Origin of the sequence: Pseudomonas sp. DWRC2-2, from assembly GCF_049897885.1 — a bacterium.
GTDB classification, from domain to species: Bacteria; Pseudomonadota; Gammaproteobacteria; order Pseudomonadales; family Pseudomonadaceae; genus Aquipseudomonas; species Aquipseudomonas azotoformans_A.
Map to the genome: position 1 here is coordinate 184,424 of NZ_JAFCXD010000001.1, position 21,567 is coordinate 205,990.

Consider the following 21,567-nt stretch of genomic DNA (forward strand, 5'->3'; position numbering starts at 1 on the left):
TTGCCCCGCCAACGCGGGGGAGTGTTGGCGGCCGTTACGCGTAACGGAACGAAAAGGACAGCCAGGCCCGGCTAATCCCAAAGCATCACAAGTTCTTCAGTCGGTGCCGGCATATCCGGCAGGCCAATCACAACTCCTGCCCGGTAAGGCTGGGGCTCATCAGCCAGGCCCTGATTGGCATCCAGCACGGCCTCGAGCGTGCCGTTCAGGTGTCCGTAGTAGTTGTTGCAGATGGTATCCAGCAGATCCCCATCAGACGTTCTGCATGTCGTCGCCATAGCGCACAAACTCCAGGGTAAAGCCTTGCTTACGCGGGATGCCGCCAGCCAGCAGCGCGCTTTGTTCTTCCTCAACACTGGTCATGCACCAGGTACCCAGCACATCGCCGTAACCGGTGGTCAGTGTCAGGGGCTGCAACTTGCCGCCCAGGCTTCGCAAGGTGTCCAACTGCTTAATGCCGCCCCTGAAGCCCGGAAAAATAGCGCCCTTGAGCGTCAGTTTCTCCTCACCCATGCCGATTGCCTGCTGGGCCGGTCGACGCGTCAGACGCTCCTGAGAGGCCCAACGAAAAGCAGTCGAGCGCCGCAGCTCATCAAAGGCCGCCGTGTCCAGGTTGAAGAAGTACGGCTGCTGTTTCGGATCACGCGGCTGCATGATCATCAGGTGCGGGAAGGGTTTCACAGCCTCCGGCGCCGGCGTGGCATCCGCTGCAAAGGCCCCGGTTGGGAGAATGCCCGACAGCGAAGGGCTGATCTTGCCGGCGATGTTGTTGATCGCCGTCGCCGCCCGCCCGGCCTGCTCCTTGAGCGCTCCCAGGCGCTCGTCAATTTGTGACGCCGCCCGGGTTGCTGCGTTGTACACCGAAACGACCTGGCCAACCTTCGCCTGGGCAGCCGTGACGCCGCGCATAACGCGCTGCAGCTTTTCGCCAATGGCATGCCCCACAAAGGGCACGCCTTCCAGCTCCGACGCGGCCCCGCTGAGTTCACTGATTGCGCCGTCCACCGGCTCGATCATCCCATCCAGGCTACGGCGACCGGTCTCGCCCGCCGCAGCCAGGTACTTCACGCTTGATTGCAACTGATCCATGTAGCCCATAAATCCCCCAGGTCAAAGATGCGCGTCGTCGTAGAGCTTGCGGCCCTCCAACTGCTGAGCGATATCCCGTTGATGCTGATCAAAGTACGGCTGTAGCTCACGGGCAAGCTGCGCAGGATCCTTCACATCGCCCTGTACCGTCAGATGCAGGGGCGCGCTGATATCAACCTTCTGCTCAAACTTCGGCGCTGGCGGTTTCGCCGGTACCGCCATCAGCGAGACGGCTCCGGCCGCGCTCGATGCCGGCGGTGAGGCCAGCGAGCGCACCACGTCACCACCGACCGGCCCAGGCGCCTTGACGGTACCTGGCATCAACAGCGGGCCAGCACCATTGCCCTTCCGTGCGAAAGACGCCGCGATATCCCCCAGCACCGGCGGGATGTCTTGCCCGGCATTGGCCATCATCAGCGGACCGACGTCGGGCATTTTCTTCCGCCCATCCTCGCCACCAAAAAGTGACTTACCCAAATAGCCGCCCAGGGCGTCGCCGCCCATGCTGCCCAGATAAGCGCCAAGCAGGCCGCCGACCACCGTGCCGATTATCGGCACCGCCGAGCCAATCGCGGCACCGGCCGCAGCACCGGCGAGGGTGCCCGCCAAGCCGCCGGCCGCTTCGCCGTAGCCCTCAGCCTTTTCATCGCGGGTCGTGGCGTTGTCGTAGGTGTCTTTGATCTTAAAGCCGGCCTCAACCACTGCCAGCGCGGCGACGCCCTTTACCATCGAGCCGCCTCTACCGCCCGGCTTTCCGCCCTTACCACCCTTGCCGCCACCGTCCACACCACCATCCAGCCCACCCAGGCCACCGGCGGGAAGGTTGGTCACGATCACTTTTTGCGGAATGTTCGGATTGCCCATCAGCGAGCCACGTCCAACGTTGAGCAGGCCCTTGCCGAGCTTAAGCGTACTCATGGCCGCGCCCAGGGCTATGGCCCCGGCAGCTACACCGGCGATCACTGCCGTAACCGGCTGGTACTTGTTGGCCAGGTCAGCCAGCGCATAGCCCACTCTGCCCATGCCATCCGCGACCTTGTCAGTCAGTGGTCGCAGACCATCGCCGATGCTGATCATGGAAGCCTCCATGCCCGCCGTGGCCGTCTTCCATTTGGCGTTCGACGTTTCCCGGGCCGCCGCCGCGTCGGCCTCGATCTTGGCCTTGCCGTCCGTGTCCTTGATCGTGACCATGTCGGCCTTGATCTTGTCGCCGTATTTGATTTGCGCAAGCAAACCCGCACTGGCGCTCTGATCGCTGACGATGTTGGCCAGACCGGCCGCCTCAGTCAGCGCAACCATGGCCTGTTGTTCCTCGGCGCTGCCATCCGCTGCCGCCTTGATTTGCGCCTTGAGGGCTTCGATCTTCTTGGCTTTCGCCGGATCTTGGCGCTTGATCATTTCCTGGCTGAGCATGATGAACGCGTCGACCGGGTTCGCCGCCTTGCCGCTTTTCGTCGCCGCAACGATAGAGCCGGCCAGGTCGTAGCCTTCCTTAGCAAAACGTTCCTGGCTGGTACTGCTGATCACTGCGCTCAACAGGTTGTTCATGTTGGTCGCAGCGGCCGCCGAGTCCTGCGTTTGCGAGTACTGCGACTGCAAGCTGGCACCGAGAAAGCGCACCGCCTCCGGGCCTTCCATGCCCAGGCGTTTGATGTTGCCGAGCATGGCCGGCAAGTACTTGGCCATTTCCTTTGGACCAAAGGCGCCGATATCGCCCGCTGCTGCCACCTGGCCGAGCATCCCGCCCATGTCTTGCTGCTTAACGCCGGCCTCCTTGAACGAGTTGATCAAGGTGGCGATGGTGTCAGCCTCCATCCCCTGCCCGTCCATCAGGTCGGCAATCTGGCCCGCGTAGCCGCTGGCTTCCTCCCAATCCACCCCTTTCTCGATCAGGCCGCCGACAGCTTCAGCCAGCAGCTGACGCCCCATGCCCTTATCATCCGCAACGGTGGAAATGATCCCGGCCAACTTGGCCTCATCCTCTGTGCCGGACGTATGCGCCCACAGAGACAGCTGACGAATTTGCGCCTGATAGTCGCCGGATATCTTGGTGGGAATGGCAACGGCCGCTGACAGCGCCGTGGCCTGCCCGAGCGAGCTTTTTAGCCCGTCCTTGCCCTGCTTGATTTGAGTGTGCCCGAGCGCCTTTAGCTCAGCCCCACGGGCCACCTGGCCAAGCTTTTGGTACTCACTGCGCAGCTTGCCAACTTCAACGCCCTGATCCTTGAGCGTTCTAAGGTTGGACTCCAGTTTTTTCAGTAGCCCGTCCGCCGATGCGGATCCGGTGTCGTGGGCTTTTTTCCACTCGTCCCGCAAGCGGATGGTGTCGCCAATGGTGTTTTGCAGAACCCGGGCTTTCGTGCCCTGATCACTGAGTTTCTTGATACGCCCTTCAACGTCCTTGAAGGCCGCGCCAACGGTTGAACTGATCGCGCCACCGATGACTACGCCAAGCGCCAGGTTGTTCGCCATGGGTCACTCCGAAAAGGTCCAGGCGGCTCACTCCTTGAGCCACCAGATCATCGTTGAGAAAGACATGTTCTCGATTTCGCTGGCCGAGAAAGACATTTCCCTGGCCAGCCGCTGAGCCAGCTTTCTCTGTATTTCTTCGTTAAACCCGGTCCTCGCGCACCAGACGAAAATAGGCAGCCTGAAGGCGTTTATAGTCCCGCACGCTCAGCTCCCCCAGGTCGTTTTGGCCTGCATCGGTCAGGCTGGCAAACAGGATCATCTCGCTTTGTTCTTCATCGTCCGGGGCGGCCTTGGTTGCGGCGCGAACCTCGCGGACAGTTGGGGAGCGCATGGTCAACTGATCGGTGTCGACCTGATTGACTTTGACGATTTTCGACAGTTTGATGATTGCCGAGTCCGCGCTAACAGTCAGCCACTCCGGGGTTTTGTTGGTGTCTTGAGGCATGGGTTACTTTCCTTAAAGGCCGAGGTCGCGGCGAACGCCGGCGAGTTGGTCAACGCCATTGATGACGCGTACCGCGTTAACAGGATCGATTTCAAACATGCGCACGCCACCGACTTCCAGCTTGTAATAGCTGACGCTGACGGCGTACTTGAACTCAGCGTCGCCGCCCGGCTTCCACTCGCCCGGATCCAACTCCGAGACCATGCCGCGAATGGTGGCGACCACCGCCGTGGTGGCTCCCTTTTGCCCCTTGAACGAGCCACGGAATACGGCGTTGAACGCCGTCTGATCCGCCAGGCCGAAAAACTTCATCGACTCACGGCGCACGCCCTTGGTGCTGAAAGACGCCTCGAGCTTTTCCATGCCCTGATCCATATCAATGGGGGCATCCATGCCGCCGCCCTGGTACTCGCCGGTTTTGATTTTCATCTTGGGCAAGCTCAAGGTCGGCACGTCGCCGGCAAAGCTCATGCCGTCGACAAACATGTTCATCATGAACAGCGTTTGGGGAATCATGGACATTGCGAAGCCTCCTTAGGCTTTGGTTTCGATGACTTCGGTGATCCACTGATTAGTGACTTCAACGAGGAAAGTGGGGTTCTCAGCCGGCGGCACGTCGGTGAAGCGGATGCGCCAATAGACTTTGCCCTGCTCCAGCTGACTGGCCGTGTTCAGCTCGTCGTCCGGGAACACTTCGAAGTTGATCACCGCACCCTGTTTCTTCAGGTCGCGCATGAAGTTCTCCAAGCCTTCGGTTACGTCGCTGACGTAGGTCTTGGTGATCGAGCGGTCGACCGCCCACTTGTGCCCGTAGAGGATCGCGTCCATGACGATATCCTGGGTGCGCACACGCGTGACAAAGGCCCACTTCGGATCGCTGGAACAGGTACGGTTGCCCCACAAGCGGTAGCCATCGTCACGGATGATCGTGGTGATGTTCGCGTTGTTGAGCAGGTTTGCCCGGCACGTGGCGTCACCGTCCAAAAACTCAATCGGGCGCCTGGTACCGGTAATGCCGACAAACTCCTTGTTCGACGGCGAGGCCCAAAAGCCATATTCGTTATCGGTCCAGGCGAACAGGCCAGCCACCCAGGCCGACGCCGGCGCGTCGACCGTCTCGCTGAGAACGGTGTCCCAGGTCTGCACGCCCGGGTCCACCAGAAACACGCGCTTGCTGCCGAAGTTCTTGACATAGGCAATTGCGGCCTCGTCAGTGGTGTTCGGGCCATCAACGATGGCGATGCCCCGAAGCTTGCCAGCGAGCGCATCGAGCGACGTGGCCACGGCCTGGGTCGCGCTATGGCCGGGGGTGATCAGCAAACGGGGTTGAGCATTGAAACGGCTCTTACCGTCCAGCAGCGCCTGCATGCCGGTACGCTGGCCATCAGCCAGAACGCCGCCGATGATGGCCGAGGTCTGCAACGCTGGTGTGGTCATCTTCTCGACGCCGCACGCCACAATCACCGCTTTGGCGCGCATATAGATCGCCTTGATGGATTTGGTGATCGCAGCGTCTTCGCCCCAGGCGGCCACCGCTTCGCTTTCGCGGGTGATCAGCAGCACCTGGTTAGGCTTGGCCGTTACCTTCGGCCCTGGGGTGAAGGTGTCGCACAGACCGATAATCGAGGAAGACGGCAGCGAGATAATGCGGGCGCCGGTGTCCACGTTGGTGACGGTCACACCGTGAAAGAAACTCATAGGGCAATCTCCAGAAACGAAAAAGCCCCGCATAAGCGAGGCCGTGGGTGGTTCGTGTTACGCGTAACGGAAAAGAAAACGCCCCGTCAGTGCGGGGCGTTATTCGATTTGGTCGGCGATCCAGGCCGGAGCTACGGGGCGATGTTCGCTGTCCGGGAATTGCTGCGATTGCGGCCAGTCGCGCAGAGCCTGCATGTATACGAGCAAAGCCGCGAACTGCTCGGCGGTAAGAGTCGTTTGCTCCGAGATTTCGACCTGATCACGGTGACGCTCGCGCAACCACATAACCGAGGACAGCGCGGCATCCCGCCACTCGCGCTCCTGAGCAACAGGGTCAGGTACCAACACAGGCGCATCCACCAAATAGGGCAAACCCATTTCGTCATGAGCACGGACCTTTCCTAAATTGGGGTTTGCGATCACCACGTCATAGCGCTCAGCAGTAATTTCAACCGCGTCGGGCGGCATTACCGGGTTAATGCCGACTAGGTACGTGCAACCCGTGGACTTGCTATAAAAACGCTTCATTTATCTTCCTTTAGCTGCCGAGCGCCATCCAGCGAAACGTAAAGTTGCCTGTACCCCACACATAGACCGTGGCGCCTATGCGCGAACCAGCTGCAATAGCACCACCTCCCGCACCTGACGAGTAGCTAGTCCCAATCGGGCTACCAACCACCGTGTAAAGAGCACCGGGGAACTCAAGCGGGAATGAAATAACTCCACTCGTACTGGATACAGCGACGCTGCCCCATTGCAAAATTAGGCCCCCAAGCCACGACGGAAACACGAGATAGCCATTTAAACCGAGACTTACTGCAAAGCCTTTGCGTAGTTTTTTCGGCGTGGCGATCACAGCGTCGTTTGCGCTGTCGAGCATTTGCGCATCAGTGGCAACCTTTGCCGTGCCCTGATTGATCTCGGTCGCCTGAGCGGCCAGAGAAACCAGTGCTGCAATATCAATGTTTCCCTGATTGATCGGGGCGTTCCATGCCTTGATGCACCACATCACGGCCAGGTTTCGGCCACGGGTCTCTGTGCTTGTACGTGCTACCAACGAGGCATCGAAGGTGGTTACGTCTGCTGCAACTGTCCCACCGCCGCCTCCAAGGGAGGTTGTTCCAGCAACACCAGCACCAATCTTGGTCCCGCCAAAAGGACTTGGAGCGGTGCCGCCGAGAATCGCACCTGCCGCCCCGCCAAATGAACGGCTTGTAAAATCTCCTTTAATGTTTTGCAATGCGTCGAGCTGATAGCTACCAATTGCACGGCCCGCGTCGATGCCGCGCCCATGGTCCCAACCACGCAGGAACTCGCCGCGCGACTCGGGCAAACGGAAATTACCAGCCCCCTCGTCGCCCTTGTTGAAAGCGCCGCCAAGGAACGTCGCCAGGTCTGGATAAGCGGCCACGCTCTTGACGCTCCCGTCCAGCTCCAGAAAGCCCGGCGATACCTTGCTCACCGGGACACCAATCATCGAGCCCACCGGTAGCGCCGAGGCCTGAGCGATCATCGCCGCGATTTCTTCCTTGGTGTACGTGTCGGTAATGCCGTACCCCGCCAGCGTGGTCGGGTTAGAGCCGGACAAGAAAACACCACGGTCGTTGACCTTAACCTTGGTATAGGTTCCGGCGACTTTGTTCGCCGGCAAAAGCCCATTAACCGCCTCGTCGACGTACTGGCGCGTCGCCAGGACCACCGCCGGGTCAATCTTCAGCTGAATGTTCGAAGTGCCACTGGTGATGATGTGCATCCGCACCACCTGGTTACGCCCCGAGCCCTGGGCCAGTACCGGCTTATAACTCGGCGGCGCGTTGGCCACCGCAGAAAACACACCGTCCTTGTCTTCAAGGGCCAGCTCGCGTACCCACCAGCCGCCCACGTCAGGCGGCAACACCACTTCGGCAATCAGCACATTGGCGTCAGTCGGAGAGACCCGCAGCTGATTGATTTGCGCCCTGTAAACCTGATTGACCAGCTTGGTTTGTGATGGATTGGGCACCGGATCGGCGCCATTCGCGTCACCGATCAGCATGTAACGCGGCTCCCACGGAATACCGAGGGCATCGCAGTTGGTCTTCTTGGCCGCCCCCGTCGTGGTGATCATGCCGCCAAAAATAGAATTCTTATCAACCATGTGAGTACACATCCAGTTCGTCGAGGGTGTATTCGCTTACGCCTGTATGCCCCTGTATCACCACGTCGATATCCGGGTTGGCCCAGGGGTAAACGTCGATTTCCTCACCGTCATAAACAGCGAAGCCGGTATAGGCGTCCAAGCGCGTTTCTAGCGTTATGTCGAGCCCGGTCAGATGTCGGCTCACGGGCTTTGCATCGTCAATCAAACGCTCCAGCTCACCGAACATTTCTTCCGTGATACCGGTGTCGAGCACGCCGACCCTCAGGGCGAACGTCGCCGGCGGGCCTTCGGGCACCGTCTGCCACCACTCGATGACCTCCAGCAGATAGCCAAGCGGCTCCACCACGCGGCGCAGCGCGCCAATGGTTCCTTTGCGGGAGTGGATATAGAACGAGGCCCGTACTGCGTTGCGCTTGGCCGCCTCGGGCCAGCGATCATCCCAGCGATCAACAGACCAGGCCCACGCAAGGTGGGGCAGCAAATGAACGGGGCACGTCGCGGGGTTGTATAGAGAGCGCAGCGGGATCACGGTTCGATCCGTGCTGGCCGCCTCAATCGCACGCTCCAACTGCGTGCTGTTGTGCGGGAGCAGGCTTTTCATGTCACTCCCCCAGCACTACGCTGTAGCCAGTACAAAACGCCGCCTGCGCTTCTGTAGGGGCCAGATCCGCCCAGCCGGTCAACTCAACGCGTGAAACCGCCGGCACATGCAGTTGCGCGTCCATAGCCGACCGCGCCACCTCGACGCCCAGGCGTTTGCGTGGGTTGATCCAGGCCGCAAGCCGTCTTTCAGCTTCTGCCAGCGCTACCGCGCTTTCAGGCCCCGGGCCTTTCATGTACAGCACTGCGTCGACGCGGTAGGGCAACACCTCGGCGCTTTGCACGGTGACCCGATCACCCAATGGCCGGACGTCTTCATCGTTGACCGCCGCCGCGACCACTGCCAGCAACTCAGGGCCGACCGTCCCATCGCCCAACAAGCCCAGCACCGTTACCGTAACGCGTGCCGGCGACGGGCTTTCAGCGGACGCATCCGCCACCAGGGCCGACGCGTTGCGGGCATGAAGTTTGTAGCTGTTGCGCGGCCCGGCCGTCGTCAGGCCCTCATAGGCCATCTGGATTCGCTCGCGGTAAGCGTCGTCACTTTCGGTGATCTTCTCCACCGGCGGAACCGCACGCAGATCCTCGGCCTGGATCACCAGGCGCGGCGTGTTGACGTTCGCCCCCAACTGATCGAGGTCGCCACGAATCGCATAGGCCAGCATCAATGCCTTGGCAGCATCGTTTACCCGGGCACGGTCACCAATACGCGCATAGGCGCCGGCTTCCAACAACTTGACCACCGGATCGCTTTCAAGCGGCGCGCTCCAGTTTTCGCCCATGAACTCACGGAACACGCCGAGCGCTTCCGCATAGACCTCTTCAAAGTCCAGGGGCTCAAGCACGTCCGGCGCCGGTAACTCGGACAGGTCAACGATACTCATACACTTACCTCCAGCAACACGTTATCGCCCAGGTAAACACCGGTTATTTGGATCTTGATCAGACCGCCCAGGACAGAAACGGCCTGCACGCGCTCCAGCTTCAGGCGAGGTTCCCAGCGGCCTAACGCCCTGCTCGCCTCGGCCTGCACTGCGCCCTTCCAGCCTTCGTTAACCGGTAGATCCACGTAACGGCGTATTTTGCTGCCGTACTCCGGTCGCTGCCGGCGACTGCCCAACGGGGTGCTTAGAATGTCTTCAATGCACTGCCGCAAATGCGCCAGGCCCGAGATGGGCTGGCCGGTGTGGCGGTCCATTCCAATCATCTAAATCACTCCTGCAACAGTTCGAATTCCTCATGGGCCTTGAGGTATTCCAGCGCCTCGGTATCCGTGGCTGGTACCGACACCTGCGCCTTGAACACCGCCAGAGGGCGGCCGCTATCGGGCAGGATCAAGGTGCGGGAGGTATAGAGCTTGTCGCGGAACGTTGAGCTATGCTCGATGCCGGCGACGGGTTTATCAGAAGTCTTGGGCATGGTTTCCCCCGGGCACAAAAAAGCCCGCACGCGGCGGGCTTGTTAAATTGAATAGCTAGTGTTTGTGGTTCGCGCTGTTACCGCCGGCGTCGAGGATCTTGCCGGCACTGGTGATGTCTTTCACCGCATGCAAAGCACCCTGGACCGATACGTCTTTCGTTACGGATAACGAACCTTCGATTGCCACGTCTGCAATCAACTTGATGTTAGTCGTTGTGACCGTCACCGCGTTATCCGTAACGACAGCCTCAGTCTCCCCCACCTTGATGGTCACGGTACCCGTGGGTACGGTGATCGTGTAGCTGTTGGCCTCCCAGTCATAGACCAAGGAGCCGCCATCATCAAAACGCCACACCTCGACATGATCGCGGTTATCCGGCGGCGCACCGGCACCGCCGTACAGCCCCGGGACAAACGTACCCATACCGGCCTGGCCGCTGGGATTGAACAACACCCCCTGCTCACCCAGGCTCGGCGCACGCCAATGCCGGGCTTTGCCTGCCGCCTGGCTGTGCCAGCGCACCCAGGCGCTGACCCACTCGCCCGACCTGACGCGAACGGCCGGGGCCATCAGGTCCACCCCGACCACCACACACGGCATCATCATCGCCGCGATCATGCGGTCATGTTCGCCCTGTGCCCAGCTCATGGCGCGCCCCCTTGGCTGTCAGCATCCGGGACGCCCGACAGATTTAGGCTACGCATGTCGGGGCTTTCCGGTGGCCATGGCCACACCATTTCCCCAACGCGCATCACCTGCGTCCACTGGACCACCCACACAAGGAAGCTGGCCAGCTCAGGACTGGAATCATCTGGTCGCGCCGATACGTCCTTAGTGCCTTCGACAAAATCCAGATCCCAGTATTGGGCATGCAGCAACATGGAAAGCTTTGCAGCCAGCCAGGAAGCCTGTAAGGACGCATACGGCAATACTGGATCCACCAGAATGATCGCCTGAAACGTACCACGCAGGACCGTCTCACCTGTCCCCATGTCCGAGTCAGGATGAAACTCAGAAAGCCCGAAAAACACCGCCGGCAAATTGAACCGGTTATCCATTTCCGGGTACGCCTCGACAGTAACGGCGTCAGGCATATCCGCCTTGATGGTGGCGGTCATGGCGTCATGCAGGATTTTGAATACGTTCATTGCCGGGCCTCAATATCACGTCGACCATACCCGAGCCGTCAGGCTTGAGCTGCACGACCACATAGGCCCCACCGCCATCTACCGGCGGCAGATCCACGATTAGGGGGGTGCCCTTCTTGAATCCCACAGTGTCGATCACGCGGGCCGTAAACGTCGGTTGCTGCACGTCTTCGGCATTCGCTACGGCGCCGATTCGGTGACTACCGCCGGACAGCTCGCCGCTGATAAACGGGGAAACAAAAATACCGAACAACTCGGTGCCATCTTCACGAATCGCGCGGTCACCCAAGCGGCTCACCAGCAGCGCGTCCATCCGCGCGGCCAGGGCGCGAAAACGACCGGCGCGCATCACGGAATCAACAGCGCTTCAGCGAAACCGCCAGACGCATCGGAAAGCAGTTTGCCGAAAGGCACAGCATCCGCCGTGCCGTCTGCCACAAGACCACCGGCCAACAAACTGACCTTGGCCCCGAGCTTTAAGGCACCGGTGACGGGCAGCAACCACGAGCCGCCCAGGGCCCCCACACACAGCTCGCCCTTCTTGGTAGTGTCCAACGGCACCACAACCAGGGTATTGATCACCAGCGGAACGCCGGAAGTCGTGCCAGCAGTTGGCGAAGTAAAGTTGAGCGTCTTCCCGGCGCTTTGATAATTCTTAGCCATCGTTCAATTCTCCAGAACGCAAAAACAATAAACCCCGCACTGGGCGGGGTCGTCAGGGACAGCTGGGACTACTTGCCAGCGGCGCTGTACAGGCCACGGAAGTCGGCAGGTGCAACACCTGCGTCGATACGTACCTTGCTGGCCACACCATCGACGCTGAAGCCGTTTTGCTGCTCAACGTATGGAGTATCGATGCCGTTGAGGTAGGCGACCTCGATGGTGTCGCTGCCCTGCTTGGCCGCCATGTACCAGGCCGACGAAGATGCATCATCCAGGCGCGGCTCACCGATAACCTGGGCAAAGCCGCGGATCGGGTTGATGATGCCGGAATTAACATCAGCCCCTGGGACAGACGCCGAGTTGATCAACTGATTGGCCCTGTCTTCCAAGGCCACCGGCGTTAGCACGTAAGCCGGGCGAATGTTCAAGGTGCGCGCTTTGCCACCGTCGACCTGAGTTTTCTGCGAAGCCATCGCAGTCTTGCCGGCGATCAAGCTGGTAATCGACAGCTCAGACGCCGGGCCAGCCGCGTTGTTTTTACGCGAGGCATCAAACAGCGACTTACCATCGCGCATTTTCGGTGGGCTAGTCAGCACTGCGTAGACCAAATCGCCGATGGTCGCGCGGGCGGCCTGGCCCATCTTGTAAGGTACGTCACTCAACAACGACAGATCGTCATTGATGATCGCCTGACGGGTGATCGAAAAAAGCTCGCCGTAGGTGGCCAACGTGATCGGCTCGCCACGATCACTCAGGGTGATGTGCTTGTATTCGGCGCCCGGGCGCACTTCGCGCAAACTTGGGAACTCACCCAGGCCGACCCGCGAAGACGTTTTGAAGTCGCTCAGTTGGCCTTTTTTGGTCCAAAGCTGGAATGTCTCCGGCGCCTCCTCCCAGCCCTGCAATACCGACTTACCAGAGATATCCAGCAGAATCTGCCCGAAATCGCTGGAGCTATGAGTGAATGCCAGGCCGACCATCTGCATCGGGTTGAGCGTCGCCACTAGAATGCCACGCTCGGTCAGAGAGGCGCGGGCCAGCTCGCGCATGCTCATGTGATTGAGGCCGTTGCTGGTCTCGATTGCAGCGATACCGATTCGCGCTTCCAAGCAGGCACGTACGGAGTCTCCAACCAAATTACCGTTGGAGACATGGCCATGCATTCCGGGAATGCTCGACGGGGTGGACTGCTCGCCCAGTTTCGCCAGCAACTGCGCCCGGGCACTCTCGACAGTGCAAGCCATGTCAGTCACACAAGCCTGTAACAGCTCGGCATGAGCAGCAGCAAAGCCGCCGAAAGCGTTGGTAATGCCGGTACGGCGCTCGCCCTCCTCGGCAATGACCTGGGCTCGAATCTGCTCGGCCGACAGCGAATTGGCCGGCGCCGGTGCCGGGACAGGCGCGGGAGCCGGCGACGGTACAGGCAATTGGTTACGCGGGTTCATCAGGCTGTTAAAAGCTTCTGGCGGCATGTGTTCAAACTCCTGCATGCGTTTCGATTTGAGTTGTGCGGCAGCTACCAGCGGATCAATCAACTGATCAGCAAAGCCAGCTGCCACCGCTTCGCTGCCATCCATCCATGTTTCATCCTTCAACAACGCGTGAATTGCTTCCGCGCTTTTTCCGGTCTTGCCGATGTAGGCTTGCACCAACGTTCCTTCAACCTTGTCGAGCAGGTCGGCATATCGGCGCATATCATCCGCATCGCCACCCTGCGCGCCCCAGGGCTTGTGAATCATCATCATGGCGTTGGTGGGCATGTACACCTTGTCACCCGCCATCGCGATCACGCTGGCCATGGAAGCCGCTAGCCCGTCGATGTACACATCTACACGGGCCGGGTGAGCCTTCAGCGTGTTGTAGATCGCCATGCCGGCAAACACATCCCCGCCCGGCGAATGAATACGCAGATTGATTTGTGAAACGTCACCGCAGGCCGCCAGATCCTGTGCGAACTGCTTGGCGGTAATACCCCATCCGCCAATCTCGTCGTACAGCAAAATTTCGACACTGCCACGCGCCATGGCGCGCATTGAGTACCAACTTTCCACTGGCTGGTTTGCCGCAGTGATCACGGACGACACCGACGACTGAACCGATGCCCTAGGCACCGTCAGCGGCGGCGCTTCAGGCTTTCTCTTTCTCGTTTGATAGGTCTGCATTGAAGGTCACTTTCCCGTAGAACTTGTGATAGGCATCGGAGCTGAACACCAGCTTTTTAGCCCGGTTGCTTTCGATTTCCGCCTGACGCGATCGCTTAAGCTCTTGCGGGTTGCGCCCACGCGCCCGGGCCACTTCGGCCTCATCGGCAAAACCGCTCTGTACCAATTGATCCCATGCGTTGGCCTCATGCACCGGGTTGATCCAGGGCATTACCGGCCCCTGATAAACTGCGCTGTACACCGAGTTCATGTTGACGTCGCCAGGGGGGATCAGTACGCCGCTGACCAGCGCCATTTCGATAAAGGCCCTGTAGACCTTGCGCGACCAGTAATCGATGAACTCGTGCTGCAGAAGGTCGTACCCCAGCTGCGACTCCACCAACTCCTGGCGCTGGGCCGAGTAAGTACCGGTATATGTCCGCGTCGCCGTGGAGTAGCCAATGCGTGTACCGCACGAAACGGCACGAAGCTGACCGTTACGGAAACTCTCCACAAACTGGCTGGGCCGATTGCTTTCGATCATGCCCACGTCTTCTCCGGGCAACAGCCCGTCAAACACCATGCCGGGGGCAATTGGAATACTTCGCGCTCCGGTGGCCTGGCCATCTTTGCCAGCGGTCGTAGGTGCAACCACGTAGTCTTCGGTTGAGCCCTTCTTGATGAACATCGCCAGGGCTGCGCTGATACGAGCGGCTACGCGCTCGCTTTCCTCGTAGTCCTTGATATCCGCCAAGCGCGTTATCACCGCGTGCAACAACGGCTGCCCCCGGTTCTGACCAATCCGCTTGCGATAAGCGATGTGCAGCATCCGATTCGCCGGTACGAATTTGGTATCTGCCGACAGGCTGAAACCCAAGGCGCTACCCGGGTGACGCTTCAACAGGTTATAACCGGTGACCCGGCGCCAAGCGTCACGTGTGATGCCCTGGCAAATCCCCTTCGATTCATCGTTGTAGTTCCAGGGAAGGTAATCTGGCTCCAGCAACTCCAGGGTAAATGGCACTTTATGCAGGTGCTTGAAGTTGGGCACCTTGCCCAATAGTTGCTGGGCCAGCGCCTCACCATCGCGCAGCCAGGTGCGGCACACCAGGCGCTCCATTTGTGCCCGGGTCAACTCGCCCGAGGTCTCCGGTCGCATGGACCACTCGGCCCACAGATCTTTAATCTGCGCCGCGAACTCCAGGTGAATATTGCCCGCGTGGTCCAGGGGCAACGGCTCTACCGCGATCCCTGCACCACCCACCACCCGCTCTTCCAATCGGTCGAAAATGCCCGTCACCAGGTCGTGATCTTCATCCAGTTTTCGAGCCTGGCCGCGCAACGATTCCGCATCACGCTGCAATGAACTGTCAGCGCTTCGCGTTTGCCGCTTTGCCTTGTGTGTACGCGAGACCTCGGCCGCCTCAAAGGCTTGGATGCCACTGCGTGCCGCCAGACGCCGCAACCCTGCTCCAGGGCTAACCGCTGCAATGCAGCGGTCGAGGAAGTTCACCGAAATTCAGCCAGGGAATAACCCGGACTGCCTTGCGCGGCGGCCTGCTGGGCGTTAACCCGGCGCTCCCATTCGCGTCGTCCTGCTTGGATTTGCGGCAATTCGGCCATGGTGTGGGTACGGCCGTTAAAAACGGTCGTTTTACCCAGCAGAATGGCGGCCTCTGCCTCCAGATACTGGTCCAGCATCTCCTGCGCGTTTATAGCCATCCGTTACTTTCCACGTTATGCCGGTCGCCTCGGGCGTCGACTTGAGTTGATGGGGGCTCAGGCCGCGCCAATTCAATCGGCGGCTCTGATTCTTCTGGCTCGTCCACGTCAGGCGCCTCTGGCACCTCCCATGTGCCCGAAGACGGCACGAACTGAGCTTCCATGGCGAGCTGATCCAGATCCATACCGAACCGCTCTTGACTGATCCGCAGGGCGGCCAGTGCGTATACAAAACAGTCGAGGGCTTCATTCCGGCGACGGCCATTAGTCCAGCGCTGAACGCGGCGCCCTTTAGAGATCACCCACTCCTTACGCTCACTGGTCAACTGCTTCATTTCGTCTTCGTCGCATACCTGCTCGTTAAGGGGCAGGTGGACGCACTCAGGCACCGGACGGTCGCCGTCCGGTTCGATTTTCAAGCGGCTGTAGATCAGTTCCTTGGCGTTGTCCGTGCCGACTTCCGTGAGGTAAACCCGGTCACCCTTGGTTTTTTTCTTAGGGAAATTGGCAATCTTCTTGCCGTAGGTTGCAGCACCAAACACCGGGATAACCCAGGTGACACCGTGTTTTTTACTTTCTTTGCGCACCTCGTCCGAGTAATGCCCGCCGGAATCCCAGCACCAGCGATCTACACGCATCAGCGTGCCGTCTTCACGGGTAAATTGGCGGCGAATCTCTTGGCCAACTTTCTTGCGCAACTCAACGCTGGCAGGGTCACCGGTCAGCACCCAACGGTGAATCAACCATGCTTCCTCACCTGCACCGAAGGCCCACACACGCCCCTCATACCGGTCATCCTGCGTGTCGATCCCGCCGAACAATGCAACGCCACGCGCGGGCACCTTCAGGTAGTTGCTGCGCCGCTTGGCCAGTACCTCCCATTCCAGTTTCTCGCCTTGGTCCTCTTCCCAGGCTTCGCCAAGGGTGGTGTTGATAAAGGTCTTGAGCTTGCCTCGGTCCTTGCCTACCTTCAGCCATTCACTTACCACCGAAGCCCAGGTAACGAACTCGGAATAAACGGTCCAGATGTGGAACGTGACAGATCGAGGCGTGGTGATTGGCTGATCGTCAGCAGAAAACCAATCCATCCCGTCACGCGTCCAAACGCCCTGCCGTTCGCAGATGTAGCGCCCAGCAACCGACGCCTGGATCATTTCGTGGTATTCGAACGTGCAGCCGTTGCCGGACTCACACAAGTACCAGGCTTTTTCTACCTGGCCATAACCATCGAGCCTCCAGCGCATGCCGAAGGGTTTGTCGAACGCACCCCATTTCAAGTGCTGCTCTGTGCCACAACATGGGCATCTGATGTTGAACCGCAGGAAGTGCGGCGACTCATCAGCCGCCCGGCTGATTTGGCAGCCCTCTCCAACTGACTCGTCATCCTCGCCGCTGGCGACGATTACCCCGGGGGTAGATCCGCGAATTGACTTGGGAAACGTCGCACCCTCAAGACGCTTATCTCCCAGCATCGTCGGGGAGCCTTCACCCTCGATGTCAGCATCGAACTTCGACAGCTCGTCGTAGATCACCTCGTCGGGGCTTTTCTCCCGATAGTTACGTGCGGCCTTGCCACCCAGGCACCAAAGCATTTTCGAGTTATCAAAACGCTTTTCGTCCAGGGTGTTGTCCCGGTGCTTCACGCCGTACCAAGGCGCCAAAGCACGCACCAACGGAACGTCGCGGATCATCGTTTCGATGTGCCGCTTCATCATGGTGTCAGCGTCGGGATCGGTTGGGCACCACGACAACACGTTGCGTTTCTTGTGCTGGATCTTGTAGCCCTTATTGGCTACCAACATCTTGGTATAGCCAACCCGCGCTGACTTCAGCACGTTGACTACGGCGATCAGGTCATTACCCATCGCGTTGAGAATGGCAACCTGAAACGGTGCCGTAGTCCACCGACCTTCCTGATAGGACGACTCGGAAGACAGGTAAAAATGCTTATTCGCCCACTCAACTGCCGTCAGTGGCGGCTCTTTGTAGAGGCCGGTCAGGCCCTTACGGACGCTATCAATCAGCGCCCTCATCCAGGGCTTCGACGAACTCATCTAGAAGCTCCGGCAAGGTATCGGCCAGGTTGACCGCTTCGTTCCGCGTAACGGCTATTTCACGTTGGATAGCCTCGATGTGACGCACCTCGATATCCGGGTGCTTGCGTTTCACTTTGATGTGAATGGTGTCCAGGGTTGAGCCGAGCATGGCGCTCAACTTGCCCAAAGCGAACAGGCAGAAATCCACCGGTACCAGCTTCTTAGCCTTAACCCGATTGCGCATTTCTTGGGCGTCGGCTTGCTCAGTAGTTAACCGTAACTTCTGCTGCGCTTGTTTGTACTCGATCAGCGGATCAATGGGTTGGCCATCGTCGTCGAGTGGTTGTTGCTTCTCGCCCTTGTGAACCAGCCGGTTGTCGAGCACAGAACGCACGTCGTAAAACGACTCGCGGCCGATCTTGGCAATTGGCGTCACGCCCCATTTATCGAAGGCTTGAGTGGTAATTCCAAGACTGTCAGCCATGCGAGACTTGTTCAGCCACTCAGGTTTTCGGGTGATCGATTGATTAGCCATAACTACACAACAACCAACCTTTGAAAATGGGTCATATATAGCGAAGACGCGGGCCTCGAATTACCCCCTGAGGGGGGTGAGGTCCGGGAGTACCTTTACGATAATTATTCTCATTGGCGGCGCATGGCCAGCTGGCGTCGTGGTCATTTCGCTTTCAGGACCGCTTGCGCCAGGGACTGGCGCGCCTGCTCGGGCAAATTGTCACGCACGACACGATCAGCAACTCCGTAGAAGTCGAGCCGATGCTTGTAGGTCGGGCGAGCCGCGAAGGCCATCATGATCCGTAACCCCGTCGAGCCCTTACCGGTACGCTGTGCAACACCAACGGACTTGCTGCCCTTGCCTAGCACAAAGAAGCGCTTACTGTTGCGGCGACTCCGGCGGCTATCGGTACTGTTTGCGTACTTATCACCTTGGGCGCCGAGACCAGACAGAACCTTTTGCATCACACCGCGACTGATGTTGCCGTGACTATCCAACGTCATCCCACCGCCCGGCATCAGGAAGCGACCAGATGAAAGAATGCCTCGGGCACTCAAGAGTTTCTCGCTGCGCTTGGCCTGCCGCTCGCCGCCGTCAACCTCAGGCAGAAGCCAGCGAATGGGTGCGTCGGCCTTGGATGCATAGTCCTTGACCCACACCACCGCCCCCGGCCCGCCCTTCCTGGCTGGCCGGACGAAAACACTGTTGAGTGTGAATCGAGTAGGCCGGTCAAACACCCGGGCCATTTCCTCAATCTCGGCTGCCTCAACCAGTTTTGCTGTGAGTGTCTGAGCCCGCGCCAGAGCAAACGGCATTTGCCGCTGCTCCAGGTCACTCAGTGTTTTCTTCAGAAGGTTGCCGCCTTTCGTCTCGATCTTAAGCATGCCTCCTCTCCCATTTAGCGAACTACTGCTCGTTTGCATTACGACCCACAGCGGGATCACTAACACCGGCCTTTCGTGCCAGGAATTGCGTATACAGCCCACCAGCGACGTCAGCGCCGATCACAGCGATGACAATGCCCAGGCCTGCTGCCAGGTAGAGGTTGTTCCAAAGGGCCATAGCAAGCAGCAACGTGGCCATACCCAACAGGCCAGAAGCGAGAAAGCGTAACGCAACTCGCTGAAGGATTTGGCGAAGGCCCAGGTCACTACCTGATGCGCGAAGCATTTCTCCAGACAAACCGGCGAGGCTCAGCAGAACCAACAACCACAGAGGTACATCGGTCAGTGCCTGATGCTCGGAGTTCATCTTGAGTCCTCAAATAGGTCGGCCTCCACGTCGCTGGCATCCGCTTTAGGCAAGGAGACAGTCGTGGGGCCGAAAACAAAAAAGCCCCGCTCAATTGCAGGGCTTGAAAATAGGAACAAAAAACCCGGCTCAGTGGCCGGGTCTTGGTAGGCGTCATGCTGCGTTCACAGCAGTTCACGCTGCAATGAAAACAGATCTATTCCGCGCGGAAAACACTTTTCTATACAACCTCTCAAAAACGATTAGACGTTATCAAGCTAAGCAACCTGTTCCTTTACACTTAAAAAACCCACAAATCTTATTTTTTTCGTTCCAGAAGAATTCTAGGAAGAGCCTTAACAAAAGTCCTACTGATAAAAGTTTCAGACTTGGCCCTTTCTAGCTCAACCGTAGTCTGCCCCTTAGCCAAAACAAAGTTTCGTTCAGTGCCGGACAGAGCCTCAATCGCAGACTTCAACGCTTCATTGTCTTTTGTTATGTAGGCAAACTCAATAGCAGTTAATTTTGACTCGACATTAGTCAACTCGTTCTGAAAATATTTAATTTCAGAGAGACCATCCCGATAAAGGCGCAAAAAGAAATAAGCAAAAATCTCAACGAAAACCACCAATAGGATACGGGGTATTATCGGGAGAATTAAACTTTTTAAAAATTTCGAATCTGATTCAGCCCCCCCAGCGGCAAGTAACTTTAGTAGCTCCGAAGCATCAATAATTGACACTGTAGACCACAGAAGCCAAAGGCCACCTGCCGTTATCGACATGCCTATTATAAGGTTTATGTTAGATCGGAGTCGAAGGTCGGATATTTCACGAGTCAAGCGTCCCACGCTATTCCTGGCAACCGATTCCAATCTATCTAAACCTAAGTTATCCGATAGCTGGGACTCTAGCCTAGCTGTCTCAAAAGCAAAAACCTCTTTAATTGCCTCAGTACTTGAAGCTTTTATCGCGCCGTCAACTACACGTTGCCGGTCTTCCGGACTCAAACCTTTGGACGTTTCAGCCTCTTCAAGCTTTTTATCCAATAGACTGAGCTTGTCTGTAAGCTCCGCATTTCTACGCTCAACTTCCTCAAGCATTCTACTCGCTTTATTTACATATATATTACTTGAAGCATCAGACCCAACATTAGATAAAGCCTGCTTACCGCCTGACTGTAAATATACAAATGTAAACGCTACCGCCGATGCAAACATCGAAATCAACGCTAGCTCGCCACTAAAGCTGTATTCCCTACCCCCACCAACTAGAATACTAAACCGCTCAGAAAAAAGAAGTAACATAGAAAAAATGCCACTTAAAGATCCAAGCACTACAAAAATGCGTTTCACTTGATAGCTAATATCAAAACCAATATCTGAATCCATTCGCTTATTCCGGTTTTTTTCACAGCACGACTCATCACAAGCCATTTAGCGACACCCCGTGCAAGGGCATCTTGAATTTTAATGATACGTTATCGTCGAAAAAAAACAATTTTCTCGGCGTGAGTCGGAATCACTTTATTTTTGAAATTATGCAAAAGCAGACATTTCGATTGCATAGCTAAGATAGCTGCCGCATATCATCAATTGCGCAGTCAACCCACGCCGTCCCAGCCCTGGTTAGTTCGCGCGCCTTTCCCTCACTGATGCCGAAATGCTTTCCCACTCGTAGCATCGGCCATTTCTGCCCGTAGTACAGCCAAAGCACGTCGCCCATTTGCTGATCCCTACGGGAGAGCCTAGCCATGGCGTTATCGATAGCCAGAGCCCAGTCGTCAGTAATGCAATAGTTTTTACAGACTGTTACCTGCGCTACCGCCTGCCGCATCAGAGCTAAAGTTGGAGACGTGTAACCAGAGACCCCCATACCGTCCATTCTCCACCAACCCCACTGCTCAAGCAGGTATTCGGTATCTCCCAAAGGCCGGCCAGCCGGCTTACGAATCATCATGCTATCAATCCCCTGTATAATTTGTCCCGCCTGCTCCCAAGCGGTTTGATTGCTCGTATTGGCTCTGCGGCCCTATTGGTGTTGAAGGAGTCTTTAACGCCAAGACTTCGCTCTCTACCTGCTGCAACTTGAAACTCAATTGGGTGACCAACTCGTCGACAGAAAGCACCAACTTGGTCCCCTGAACAACCCAACCTGAGCCGTTGCAATCCGTGCAAACCACCTCATAAAACACCCCCGCCACTAACGCCCTACCCTTGCAGATCTCGCAGGGTTCAAGCTCGATCC

The 21,567-nt window shown here is 58.1% G+C and carries 25 protein-coding genes; all 25 read right to left on the reverse strand.

The window, feature by feature from the left end:
* Positions 1 to 71: 71 nt before the first annotated feature.
* Positions 72 to 278: a tail protein X gene (locus ACP7EW_RS00990; protein WP_426214679.1), complete on the reverse strand. Its 207-nt coding sequence runs from the start codon at positions 276 to 278 to the stop codon at positions 72 to 74.
* Positions 253 to 1,098, reverse strand: coding sequence for a phage tail protein (locus ACP7EW_RS00995; protein ID WP_426214681.1), 846 nt, complete (start codon positions 1,096 to 1,098; stop codon positions 253 to 255). Before ACP7EW_RS00995 ends, ACP7EW_RS00990 begins: the two co-directional genes overlap by 26 nt.
* 12 nt (positions 1,099 to 1,110) lie before the next feature.
* Complete coding sequence (locus tag ACP7EW_RS01000) at positions 1,111 to 3,561, reverse strand: phage tail tape measure protein (RefSeq protein ID WP_426214683.1); 2,451 nt, start codon at positions 3,559 to 3,561, stop codon at positions 1,111 to 1,113.
* A gap of 139 nt (positions 3,562 to 3,700) precedes the next feature.
* Positions 3,701 to 4,006, reverse strand: coding sequence for a phage tail assembly protein (locus tag ACP7EW_RS01005; RefSeq protein WP_426214685.1), 306 nt, complete (start codon positions 4,004 to 4,006; stop codon positions 3,701 to 3,703).
* Positions 4,007 to 4,018: 12 nt separating this feature from the next.
* The gene (locus ACP7EW_RS01010; RefSeq protein WP_426216353.1) at positions 4,019 to 4,522 is read right to left on the reverse strand and encodes a phage major tail tube protein; all 504 of its coding nucleotides are present in this window, start codon (positions 4,520 to 4,522) and stop codon (positions 4,019 to 4,021) included.
* A gap of 18 nt (positions 4,523 to 4,540) precedes the next feature.
* Positions 4,541 to 5,704 carry a phage tail sheath subtilisin-like domain-containing protein gene (locus tag ACP7EW_RS01015; protein WP_426214687.1) on the reverse strand — a complete coding sequence of 388 codons (1,164 nt, stop codon included), beginning with the start codon at positions 5,702 to 5,704 and terminating at the stop codon, positions 4,541 to 4,543.
* A gap of 99 nt (positions 5,705 to 5,803) precedes the next feature.
* Positions 5,804 to 6,232: a phage tail assembly chaperone gene (locus ACP7EW_RS01020; protein WP_426214689.1), complete on the reverse strand. Its 429-nt coding sequence runs from the start codon at positions 6,230 to 6,232 to the stop codon at positions 5,804 to 5,806.
* Between the two features lie 10 nt (positions 6,233 to 6,242).
* On the reverse strand, positions 6,243 to 7,841 hold the full coding sequence (locus ACP7EW_RS01025; RefSeq protein ID WP_426214691.1) for a phage tail protein: 1,599 nt from the start codon (positions 7,839 to 7,841) through the stop codon (positions 6,243 to 6,245).
* On the reverse strand, positions 7,834 to 8,445 hold the full coding sequence (locus ACP7EW_RS01030) for a phage tail protein I (RefSeq protein WP_426214693.1): 612 nt from the start codon (positions 8,443 to 8,445) through the stop codon (positions 7,834 to 7,836). The genes ACP7EW_RS01025 and ACP7EW_RS01030 overlap by 8 nt, the downstream gene beginning before the upstream one ends.
* A gap of 1 nt (position 8,446) precedes the next feature.
* Positions 8,447 to 9,328 carry a baseplate assembly protein gene (locus ACP7EW_RS01035; RefSeq protein ID WP_426214695.1) on the reverse strand — a complete coding sequence of 294 codons (882 nt, stop codon included), beginning with the start codon at positions 9,326 to 9,328 and terminating at the stop codon, positions 8,447 to 8,449.
* Positions 9,325 to 9,651 carry a GPW/gp25 family protein gene (locus tag ACP7EW_RS01040; RefSeq protein ID WP_426214697.1) on the reverse strand — a complete coding sequence of 109 codons (327 nt, stop codon included), beginning with the start codon at positions 9,649 to 9,651 and terminating at the stop codon, positions 9,325 to 9,327. Before ACP7EW_RS01040 ends, ACP7EW_RS01035 begins: the two co-directional genes overlap by 4 nt.
* Before the next feature lie 5 nt (positions 9,652 to 9,656).
* Complete coding sequence (locus ACP7EW_RS01045; protein WP_426214699.1) at positions 9,657 to 9,863, reverse strand: hypothetical protein; 207 nt, start codon at positions 9,861 to 9,863, stop codon at positions 9,657 to 9,659.
* 55 nt (positions 9,864 to 9,918) lie between these two features.
* Positions 9,919 to 10,512, reverse strand: coding sequence for a phage baseplate assembly protein V (locus ACP7EW_RS01050; RefSeq protein ID WP_426214701.1), 594 nt, complete (start codon positions 10,510 to 10,512; stop codon positions 9,919 to 9,921).
* Entirely contained in the window at positions 10,509 to 11,012 is a 504-nt protein-coding gene (locus ACP7EW_RS01055) for a hypothetical protein (RefSeq protein WP_426214703.1), read from the reverse strand. Before ACP7EW_RS01055 ends, ACP7EW_RS01050 begins: the two co-directional genes overlap by 4 nt.
* On the reverse strand, positions 10,987 to 11,361 hold the full coding sequence (locus ACP7EW_RS01060) for a head-tail joining protein (protein WP_426214705.1): 375 nt from the start codon (positions 11,359 to 11,361) through the stop codon (positions 10,987 to 10,989). Before ACP7EW_RS01060 ends, ACP7EW_RS01055 begins: the two co-directional genes overlap by 26 nt.
* Positions 11,361 to 11,675: a DUF2190 family protein gene (locus tag ACP7EW_RS01065; RefSeq protein ID WP_426214707.1), complete on the reverse strand. Its 315-nt coding sequence runs from the start codon at positions 11,673 to 11,675 to the stop codon at positions 11,361 to 11,363. The genes ACP7EW_RS01060 and ACP7EW_RS01065 overlap by 1 nt, the downstream gene beginning before the upstream one ends.
* 68 nt (positions 11,676 to 11,743) lie before the next feature.
* Positions 11,744 to 13,708 carry a ClpP-like prohead protease/major capsid protein fusion protein gene (locus ACP7EW_RS01070; protein WP_426216355.1) on the reverse strand — a complete coding sequence of 655 codons (1,965 nt, stop codon included), beginning with the start codon at positions 13,706 to 13,708 and terminating at the stop codon, positions 11,744 to 11,746.
* A gap of 94 nt (positions 13,709 to 13,802) precedes the next feature.
* Positions 13,803 to 15,329, reverse strand: a complete 1,527-nt coding sequence (locus ACP7EW_RS01075) for a phage portal protein (protein ID WP_426214708.1) — start codon at positions 15,327 to 15,329, stop codon at positions 13,803 to 13,805.
* Positions 15,326 to 15,538, reverse strand: coding sequence for a primosomal replication protein PriB/PriC domain protein (locus ACP7EW_RS01080; protein WP_426214710.1), 213 nt, complete (start codon positions 15,536 to 15,538; stop codon positions 15,326 to 15,328). Before ACP7EW_RS01080 ends, ACP7EW_RS01075 begins: the two co-directional genes overlap by 4 nt.
* Complete coding sequence (locus ACP7EW_RS01085; protein WP_426214712.1) at positions 15,529 to 17,592, reverse strand: phage terminase large subunit family protein; 2,064 nt, start codon at positions 17,590 to 17,592, stop codon at positions 15,529 to 15,531. The genes ACP7EW_RS01080 and ACP7EW_RS01085 overlap by 10 nt, the downstream gene beginning before the upstream one ends.
* Positions 17,555 to 18,109 carry a terminase small subunit gene (locus ACP7EW_RS01090; RefSeq protein WP_046035594.1) on the reverse strand — a complete coding sequence of 185 codons (555 nt, stop codon included), beginning with the start codon at positions 18,107 to 18,109 and terminating at the stop codon, positions 17,555 to 17,557. Before ACP7EW_RS01090 ends, ACP7EW_RS01085 begins: the two co-directional genes overlap by 38 nt.
* Positions 18,110 to 18,252: 143 nt before the next feature.
* Positions 18,253 to 18,975: a hypothetical protein gene (locus ACP7EW_RS01095; protein WP_426214714.1), complete on the reverse strand. Its 723-nt coding sequence runs from the start codon at positions 18,973 to 18,975 to the stop codon at positions 18,253 to 18,255.
* A 22-nt stretch (positions 18,976 to 18,997) separates the two neighbouring features.
* Positions 18,998 to 19,342: a phage holin family protein gene (locus ACP7EW_RS01100; RefSeq protein WP_426214716.1), complete on the reverse strand. Its 345-nt coding sequence runs from the start codon at positions 19,340 to 19,342 to the stop codon at positions 18,998 to 19,000.
* 298 nt (positions 19,343 to 19,640) lie between these two features.
* A complete protein-coding gene (locus ACP7EW_RS01105) occupies positions 19,641 to 20,711 on the reverse strand; it encodes a hypothetical protein (protein WP_426214718.1) in 1,071 nt (356 codons plus the stop codon).
* A gap of 178 nt (positions 20,712 to 20,889) precedes the next feature.
* Entirely contained in the window at positions 20,890 to 21,279 is a 390-nt protein-coding gene (locus ACP7EW_RS01110) for an antiterminator Q family protein (RefSeq protein WP_426214720.1), read from the reverse strand.
* Positions 21,280 to 21,567 lie beyond the last annotated feature (288 nt).